At 33.5% G+C, this 7,979-nt stretch carries 7 protein-coding genes; 6 read left to right on the top strand and 1 reads right to left on the bottom strand.

The window, feature by feature from the left end; translation table 11 throughout:
- Positions 1-685 precede the first annotated feature (685 nt).
- The 6 genes from rpmH (at position 686) to QE177_RS14390 (ending at position 6,255) form a co-directional block, all read left to right on the top strand.
- Entirely contained in the window at positions 686-829 is a 144-nt protein-coding gene (rpmH, locus tag QE177_RS14415) for a 50S ribosomal protein L34 (protein WP_004906236.1), read from the top strand.
- A gap of 13 nt (positions 830-842) precedes the next feature.
- The gene (gene rnpA, locus QE177_RS14410; RefSeq protein WP_026822410.1) at positions 843-1,202 is read left to right on the top strand and encodes a ribonuclease P protein component; all 360 of its coding nucleotides are present in this window, start codon (positions 843-845) and stop codon (positions 1,200-1,202) included.
- Positions 1,166-1,426: a membrane protein insertion efficiency factor YidD gene (gene yidD / locus QE177_RS14405; protein ID WP_071846856.1), complete on the top strand. Its 261-nt coding sequence runs from the start codon at positions 1,166-1,168 to the stop codon at positions 1,424-1,426. The genes rnpA and yidD overlap by 37 nt, the downstream gene beginning before the upstream one ends.
- A 2-nt stretch (positions 1,427-1,428) precedes the next feature.
- Entirely contained in the window at positions 1,429-3,066 is a 1,638-nt protein-coding gene (gene yidC / locus QE177_RS14400; protein ID WP_280550700.1) for a membrane protein insertase YidC, read from the top strand.
- Between the two features lie 113 nt (positions 3,067-3,179).
- Positions 3,180-4,544, top strand: a complete 1,365-nt coding sequence (gene mnmE / locus QE177_RS14395; RefSeq protein ID WP_280552299.1) for a tRNA uridine-5-carboxymethylaminomethyl(34) synthesis GTPase MnmE — start codon at positions 3,180-3,182, stop codon at positions 4,542-4,544.
- A gap of 832 nt (positions 4,545-5,376) precedes the next feature.
- Positions 5,377-6,255, top strand: coding sequence for a hypothetical protein (locus tag QE177_RS14390; RefSeq protein ID WP_280550698.1), 879 nt, complete (start codon positions 5,377-5,379; stop codon positions 6,253-6,255).
- Between the two features lie 449 nt (positions 6,256-6,704).
- On the opposite strand, the gene QE177_RS14385 is transcribed toward QE177_RS14390, so the two are convergent.
- Complete coding sequence (locus tag QE177_RS14385; protein ID WP_026822405.1) at positions 6,705-7,202, bottom strand: TIGR00645 family protein; 498 nt, start codon at positions 7,200-7,202, stop codon at positions 6,705-6,707.
- Positions 7,203-7,979 lie beyond the last annotated feature (777 nt).

Genomic DNA, 7,979 nt, shown 5'->3' with positions numbered 1-7,979 from the left:
GACGGACTCCCCTAAAACAAGACCAATGGAAAATTATTAAATTTAATAGGTAATAAAAACTGTTAATACCTCAGAAAAGATTTACCGAAAATTTGCGCGATAAACGATATCAGCTTGTACAAGCTATGATCTCAGTACACTATAATAGATCATAACGCAAAATTTGAATAAGATCCTCACTCTTTTACACAGTTTTAGCACTTTTTATCCACAGGATTAAATTTAGGATCAAGATGTATAAAATGAATAAGGAAGCAAAAAGAATACTAGCACATATATTAGATATACATAACACCTAGTAACAGATAACTTTAGATCAAACTTGGCAATTAGTCTCTATCTTGAGCCAAATAATTTTTGATCCTTTAATGATCCTTGAGATTTCCATGAGAATCCGTATAATTTTGCACCTTGTGTGTGATATCATCATCTTTCCAGTTTTCTGGCAGTACTTGGTAAGAAAGAAAAGTAGGGTATTAGTTTAAGTTTTATAGTAGCTAATGATGGAGAAAAACGTCGAATTTGTCTCCTGCATTGCGTAATGCTAGATATTTTATTACAATCCTGCCTCTTTACTATATTGGTGTTGTTACGATTGGATATATCAGTATTGTTTGTTCCACTGGTCACCCACGAATTTACTGAATCAATAATAACTATTTTGTTAAGTTAGGTAGAAACCGCTATGAAACGCACTTTTCAACCGTCCGTACTAAAACGTAACCGTTCTCACGGTTTCCGTGCTCGTATGGCAACTAAAAATGGTCGTCAGGTTTTGGCTCGCCGTCGTGCTAAAGGCCGTGCTCGTCTGACCGTTTCTTCAAAGTAATAACCCTATCGAAGTGGTTATGCTTGCTTTTCCTAGGGAGTTAAGATTATTAACTCCCAGGCACTTTGATTATGTCTTTCAGCAGCCACAACGGGCGAGTTCTCCAGAAATAACCATTCTTGGACGCCTCAATGAGCTGGGATACCCGCGTATTGGTCTTACTATCGCAAAAAAAAATGTTAAACGCGCTCATGAACGCAATCGCATTAAGCGACTAACGAGAGAATATTTTCGTTTACATCAGCATGAGTTGCCTTCGATGGATTTTGTGATATTAGTAAGAAAGGGGGTTGCTGATTTGAATAATCAAGAAATCACCGAAACATTAGGCAAATTATGGCGTCGTCACTGTCGTTTGGCTCGCGGCTCTTAATCTCGATAATAAGAGGTTATCAATTGATAATAAGTCCATTATTAGGGCCCCGCTGCCGTTTCAACCCCACCTGCTCACAATATGGGATCGAAGTATTATATCGATTTGGATTGATAAAAGGTGGTTGGTTAATGATGAAACGCGTATTAAAATGCCATCCTTTACATAGAGGTGGTGACGATCCTGTTCCACCTAGACAGAATGACCATAATAGAGAACATTAACGATGGATTCGCAACGCAATCTTTTATTCATCGCTTGGCTATTTGTTTCGTTTTTGATTTGGCAGACATGGGAAAGTGATAAAACACAACCTATAAAAACTGACCAAATCGTAAAACAAATGGATATGCCAAGTCATGATGACCAAGCTAATCTGGGTCATGAGCAAGCTAAATTTATCACCGTAAAAACTGATGTGCTTGAATTACGCATCAATACCCGCGGAGGTGATATTGATGGGGCTGATCTACTGCTTTACCCTAAGGAATTACACTCATCTGATCCGTTTCGTTTATTGGAAACCAGTAAAGATTTTATTTATCAAGCACAGAGCGGCTTGATTGGTCAGGATGGTCCCGATAACCCAGGCTACAATAACGGATTGCGTCCTTTATATCTCTCAACTGCAACTAGTTATGTGTTGCAAGATGGCCAAGATGAACTGCGTGTTCCTCTTACCTTCACAGGTAAAGATGGTGTGGTTTATCAGAAAGTCTATGTATTAAAACGCGGAAAATATAATATTTCTGTTGAGTATAATATTGACAATAAAAGTGCTAAATCATTGACGTTGGCTTTTTTTGGTCAATTGAAACAGACTGCGGAACTACCAAAAGAGCGTGATACAGGAAGTAATAATTTTGCTTTACATACCTATCGCGGCGCAGCGTATTCTTCCGATGAAACGAACTATAAAAAATATAGTTTCAGTGATATTACTGATAATAACTTAAACGTTAATACCAAAGGTGGTTGGATTGCAATGTTGCAGCAATATTTTGCGACTGCATGGATCCCCGGCTATCAGAACCAAAACACTTTCTATACAATCGATTTAGATAAAGCCATTGCTATTATTGGCTATAAGAGTTCGCCGATAACAGTAGCGGCTAATAGTAAAGAAAATTACACTTCAACTTTGTGGGTAGGTCCAGAATTACAAGCGGAAATGGCAGCAGTTGCACCACATTTAGATTTAACCGTAGATTATGGTTGGCTGTGGTTTATTTCTCAACCGTTATTTAAATTATTGAAATTTATTCATGGATTTATAGGTAATTGGGGCTTTTCCATCATCGTTATTACTTTTATTGTGCGCGGGATTATGTACCCATTAACCAAAGCACAATATACATCGATGGCAAAAATGCGTCTATTGCAGCCTAAACTTGCAGCAATGAAAGAACGGATTGGTGATGATAAGCAACGCATGAGCCAAGAAATGATGGCGCTCTATAAAGCAGAAAAAGTCAATCCGTTGGGTGGTTGTCTGCCCTTATTGATTCAGATGCCTATTTTCCTTGCTTTGTATTATATGTTGATGGGTTCTGTCGAGCTACGGCATGCTCCCTTCATTGGTTGGATCCAAGATCTGTCAGCCCAGGATCCATACTATATTCTACCGTTGTTAATGGGCTTAACCATGTATATTATTCAGAAAATGTCGCCAACGACAGTAACTGATCCTATGCAACAGAAGATTATGACCTATATGCCGGTTATTTTTACGGTATTTTTCTTGTGGTTTCCTTCTGGTTTGGTTTTATACTATATCGTTAGTAACCTGGTGACGATTATCCAGCAACAAATTATTTATCGCGGATTAGAAAAGCGTGGCCTACATAGTCGCGATAAAAAATAAGTTTTGGCATTTTGTTATTTGCTATGGATGAAAATAACAAAATAGAAAATGTATTAAGGCGGTCTAATGACCGCCTTAATCATATTTATGTAACAATTGAGAGCAAAATGAGTATATATACCAATGATACAATTATTGCGCAGGCAACGCCTCCTGGACGTGGTGGTGTTGGTATTTTGCGAATATCAGGGCCAAAAGTTATTGAGGTTGCCCGCATTGTTTTAGGTAAATTACCTCAGCCACGCTATGCGGATTATCTTCCTTTCTATGATAGCAATGGCAAAGTGTTAGATCAGGGAATTGCACTCTATTTTCCCGCACCCAACTCATTTACTGGTGAAGATATTCTTGAATTGCAAGGACATGGTGGTCCGGTAATTATTGATTTATTACTTAAGCGGATTTTAGCGATCGATGAAATCCGTATTGCCAATCCAGGTGAATTTTCTGAACGCGCTTTTCTTAATGACAAAATGGATTTAGCTCAGGCGGAAGCGATTGCTGATCTAATTGATGCGAGTACTGAACAGGCTGCTCGTTCAGCGGTAAATTCTTTACAAGGTGTTTTTTCGCGACAGATCTATGAAATGGTGGAAGCGCTTACTAACTTGCGTATTTACGTTGAAGCGGCGATTGATTTTCCCGATGAAGAGATTGATTTTTTGTCTGATGGTAAGATAGAAACAAAATTGAATGAGGTGATAGCTCATTTAGATAGTGTGCGCTCACAAGCTTACCAAGGCAGCTTATTACGAGAAGGGATGAAAGTTGTGATTGCTGGACGACCGAATGCCGGTAAATCTAGCTTATTAAACGCACTATCTGGCCGTGAAGCGGCAATTGTAACGGATATTGCTGGCACAACCCGAGATGTATTACGTGAACATATTCATATTGATGGTATGCCATTGCATATTATTGATACGGCTGGTTTGCGTGAAGCAACAGATGAAGTTGAGAGGATAGGTATTGAACGAGCTTGGCAGGAAATAGAGCAAGCTGATCATATTTTATTTATGGTGGATAGCACGACGACACAGGCAACTAAACCGGAGCAGATTTGGCCAGAATTTATAGCGCGATTGCCGAAGTCTTTACCTATTACGGTCATTAGAAATAAAGTAGATATAACTGATGAACCAATAGCGATAACAAAAGTTGGTGATTACTCACTTATATGCCTTTCAGCTTATTTAAAAGAGGGTATTGATTTATTACGTCAACATTTGAAAGAAAGCATTGGATTTAACCAGCATATTGAAGGGGGATTCTTAGCCAGACGCCGCCATATTCAAGCGCTTAATATCGCAGCGGAGCATCTACAGCAAGGATATCAACAGTTAGTGGTTGCTCACTCAGGCGAGTTATTAGCAGAAGAACTTCGTTTGACTCAACAAGCATTGAGTGAAATTACAGGGGAATTTAGCTCTGATGATTTATTAGGCCGTATTTTTTCCAGTTTCTGTATTGGTAAGTAATTTGTGGTTTTATTAAGATTTCCTGAAATTCATCATTCAGAATAACTAATTATTATACTGGATTTTTATACCGATATAGGCCTAAGAAAATTTACATATCTCCATTATTGTGCTTTTCTCTATTGCTCTATGTGTCATGCTTATTTTTCACATTGAAAATTAACTTATAACCATATTTTTGTATGATAAACAACATGACATAGTACTAGAAATTAAATCTTTTATTTAATTTGTAACACTACTGGAAGTTAAAGGTGTATCTAGTAATGGCGTTGATGGTCTTAATTGTTTTAGTTGTCGCTGTTATTTTTATATTGAAAGTATATGCAACAAAGAAAGAGAAAGCAGTATTTACTAAATAAGTATAGTAATGCGGAAATTGTGGAAAAATAATGAATCATTATTTTTGGGTTGGCCAAACATCAGATTAATTAATAGATTCTTTAGGTAAACTGGCAGATATTTCTACTAAAATAATGAAAACAAGATATAGAGTAATATAGAAATATAATCAGACAGGTAAAAACCGATATGGTTTAGGTATCACTCCGTATAACCATGTGGTGCGAAGGTAGGAGCAGAAATAATATTGAGTGGCACATAATTATGCCCATAATATAATCAATTAACTAACTCTTTTCTGTAGTTTTGTCGTCATTGATTAATAAAATATTTAAATGGAAGTTGTATTTGAATTTTGATAAATAATGTTATTTTTATTTACATTTTTCTATTTTTATCTTCACATAAAAAAGATTACAGTAACATAGTTATCAGTTCTATGAATTATTAATCAATCTAACTATAAGATTAACAATAGGATTAATAGACTATGCTCCCTTCTCTGTCATATTATACTGCAACAAATAGCGCTAATTGTAACACAAATTTACCTTTTTTATCGGCTACTCGAAGGATGACACCAGAAGACTATCTTATTGAAAGTCTGGGTGGAATTGATAGTCCAGAGAACAGAAAGTGGGCGCAAGAATTATTGTCTAAATATGATTTTCCGACAAATAGTTGCCATAACTCATTAGAATTTGCTATTCATTATTTACAATGTGAACAAATTCCAGATTGGGCAGAGCAATACAAAATAGCCGCTATTGAAACGAAAGTTATAGATAAAGAGGGAAATGTCCATACCTTATCTTATTTTGCTAACCACCCGATCCATTCAGGCGTTGATGGTGAAGTTTTTCAAGATAAGGATGAAAATTATGTTTTAAAAAAATACCATGAAACCTACAACTACTTGGATGACAGTGAGCTTGGTGCCATTGAAAAATCTATTGCTTTTTTTTGTCACTACTATGGCGAAGACAGTGCAAAAATTTATTATGATGAGGAAAATTTATTTGTCAGAATGGAGAAAATTGCCGGTATACCTTTAAGTAAGATAGATTCGTTACCGACGGATGCAATTCAAAAATTTGAATCTATGTTGGCGACTATGGCAGAAAAAAATATTTTTCATTCAGATTTACAACAAGATAATATCCTGTGGGATCGTTATGAAAGCAAATTCAATCCAATTGATTTTGGTGATGATCCTAGAAATTTTTCCAACATATTAGAGCCAGAAGAACTTTTACAAGAATTGAAATATAATGCAGAAAATTGTGTAAAACTTATTGAACAGAAAATAATTACTCCCGATAAGCAGACAAATTTATTTCAGCAGATGATATTCAAAAATTTGGTATAGTCGTCTACTGTAGACATTTCACCTCGGCCTAAAAGTCGAGGATTATTACTGTATTTGGAGTAAGTATTTTTTCTTGAGCTGTGGTAGTTATTTTTAAAATTGATGACTTTATTCTTTCAATTGTTATTAAGTTATCTAAAATATTATTATCTTATCATAAAATTTTAAAATCCTAACTTTATGATTTTTATTATAATATCTATAAAAATATTATTGAATATTAAGTGAGTATTTTTAAAATTTTCTATTTTTTATTAATCGTGTTTTATAAAAACAAATAAAGATTTTAAATTTATTTAATTATTACTACTTAAATAGCCTTTAATTTGTTCTAAGAATTTTATTGCAGTTAGTAAGTAGCCACTGCATATTTATTTAGCTGTGGCGTAAAGAAAATAATTATTTCATATCGTTATTCTGGACTGAATAAAAGGATTTTAATTAGCCGATTAGCTTTTGGTACTTTTACTCATTCTATCAATATAAGCCATACCAAAGGCAGATAAAACAAAAGCTAAGTGGATAATAACACTCCACATTATTTTATTATCCGGTACTTTTTCAGCTTCCATAAACAGTCGTAAAAGATGAACTGAAGAAATTGCAACAATTGATGAGGCAACTTTATTTTTAATGGAATTAACGTCCATTTTTCCCATCCAGCTCAATTTTTGATGTTTATCATCAACGGTCATTTTTAAAATAAAGTTTTCATAACCTGAAAACATCACCATAACTAAAAGGCCACCAACCAGTGCAATATCAACAAGTGATAAAACCGTTAATATTAATCCTGATTCAGTGATAGTAAAAAGTTCAGGGATGATATGTATTATCTGCTGAAAAAATTTTAAAGTGAGTAAAATAAATCCAAATGATAGTCCTATATAAACAGGAAATAGTAGCCATCTTGATGCATAAATGATTTTTTCAATCGACTTTTCCATGTTATTTATCCTTCTTTTATTTGAATTTCTAAAATTTAATTGCCAACGGTATTACTTTTGCTTTAAAAATAAACAAAGCGTTGATGCTATTTTAAGCTGTGATTTTAATAATTATCATTAAAGCCAGATTAAGATATTTTCCCTTAATTATTCAACGTAAAAGTTTTATCATAAACTCCATTCATAAAACAGTTTTAGCAACTCAAGCTAGTTTATCATTAAGTGTAATTGAGGATCTTCTTTTTCTTTCTTCTCTATTAGGCAAAATAATTTATTTTTAATATTTTTTTAACAAAATGGAAACGATTTTAGAAGAAAATTGGCTTTATCATCAGTACATTTTTTATCAATAAGTTGTAATGAAACTAACTTGGATATGGTTAATGACAAATAGTTTTTATTCCATAAAAATTTCAAAATAGTATAATAAATGATTGATTGTTATGTTATTCATTATGTTAATCCATTAGACCTTATATTGATTATCACTAAAAAAGATAGAATACATTAATTTATTTAACAATAAAATTATTCAATTGAAAATATAAGCAAAGATTTAAAAGAAAATTTTTAAATTTATATAAATATTAGAGACTAGCTAGAGTAGATATTTATTTACCTTTTATATAAATATTATAAAAAGTTTGATTAAAATTAAAATAATTAAAATCAATCATATTTATTATTCTACTAAATAAGCAAAAAATAATATTTAAAAGTAGTTAAAAATGACCATCAGCAGATATTTTATCTTAGAAAAACTGTTTAAATAAAAAG

The organism is Arsenophonus sp. aPb (assembly GCF_029873475.1).
Classification (GTDB): Bacteria; Pseudomonadota; Gammaproteobacteria; order Enterobacterales; family Enterobacteriaceae; genus Arsenophonus.
Note: the sequence above shows the minus strand (reverse complement) of the source record. Positions and strands in the feature narration are given on the sequence as shown.

What these genes read in the sequence shown, in the direction of transcription:
- rpmH (WP_004906236.1), top strand. Translation starts at nt 686, where the DNA reads ATGAAACGCACTTTTCAACCGTCCGTACTAAAACGTAACCGTTCTCAC.
- yidD (WP_071846856.1), top strand. Translation starts at nt 1,166, where the DNA reads ATGGCGTCGTCACTGTCGTTTGGCTCGCGGCTCTTAATCTCGATAATA.
- yidC (WP_280550700.1), top strand. Translation starts at nt 1,429, where the DNA reads ATGGATTCGCAACGCAATCTTTTATTCATCGCTTGGCTATTTGTTTCG.
- QE177_RS14390 (WP_280550698.1), top strand. Translation starts at nt 5,377, where the DNA reads ATGCTCCCTTCTCTGTCATATTATACTGCAACAAATAGCGCTAATTGT.
- QE177_RS14385 (WP_026822405.1), bottom strand. Translation starts at nt 7,202, where the DNA reads ATGGAAAAGTCGATTGAAAAAATCATTTATGCATCAAGATGGCTACTA.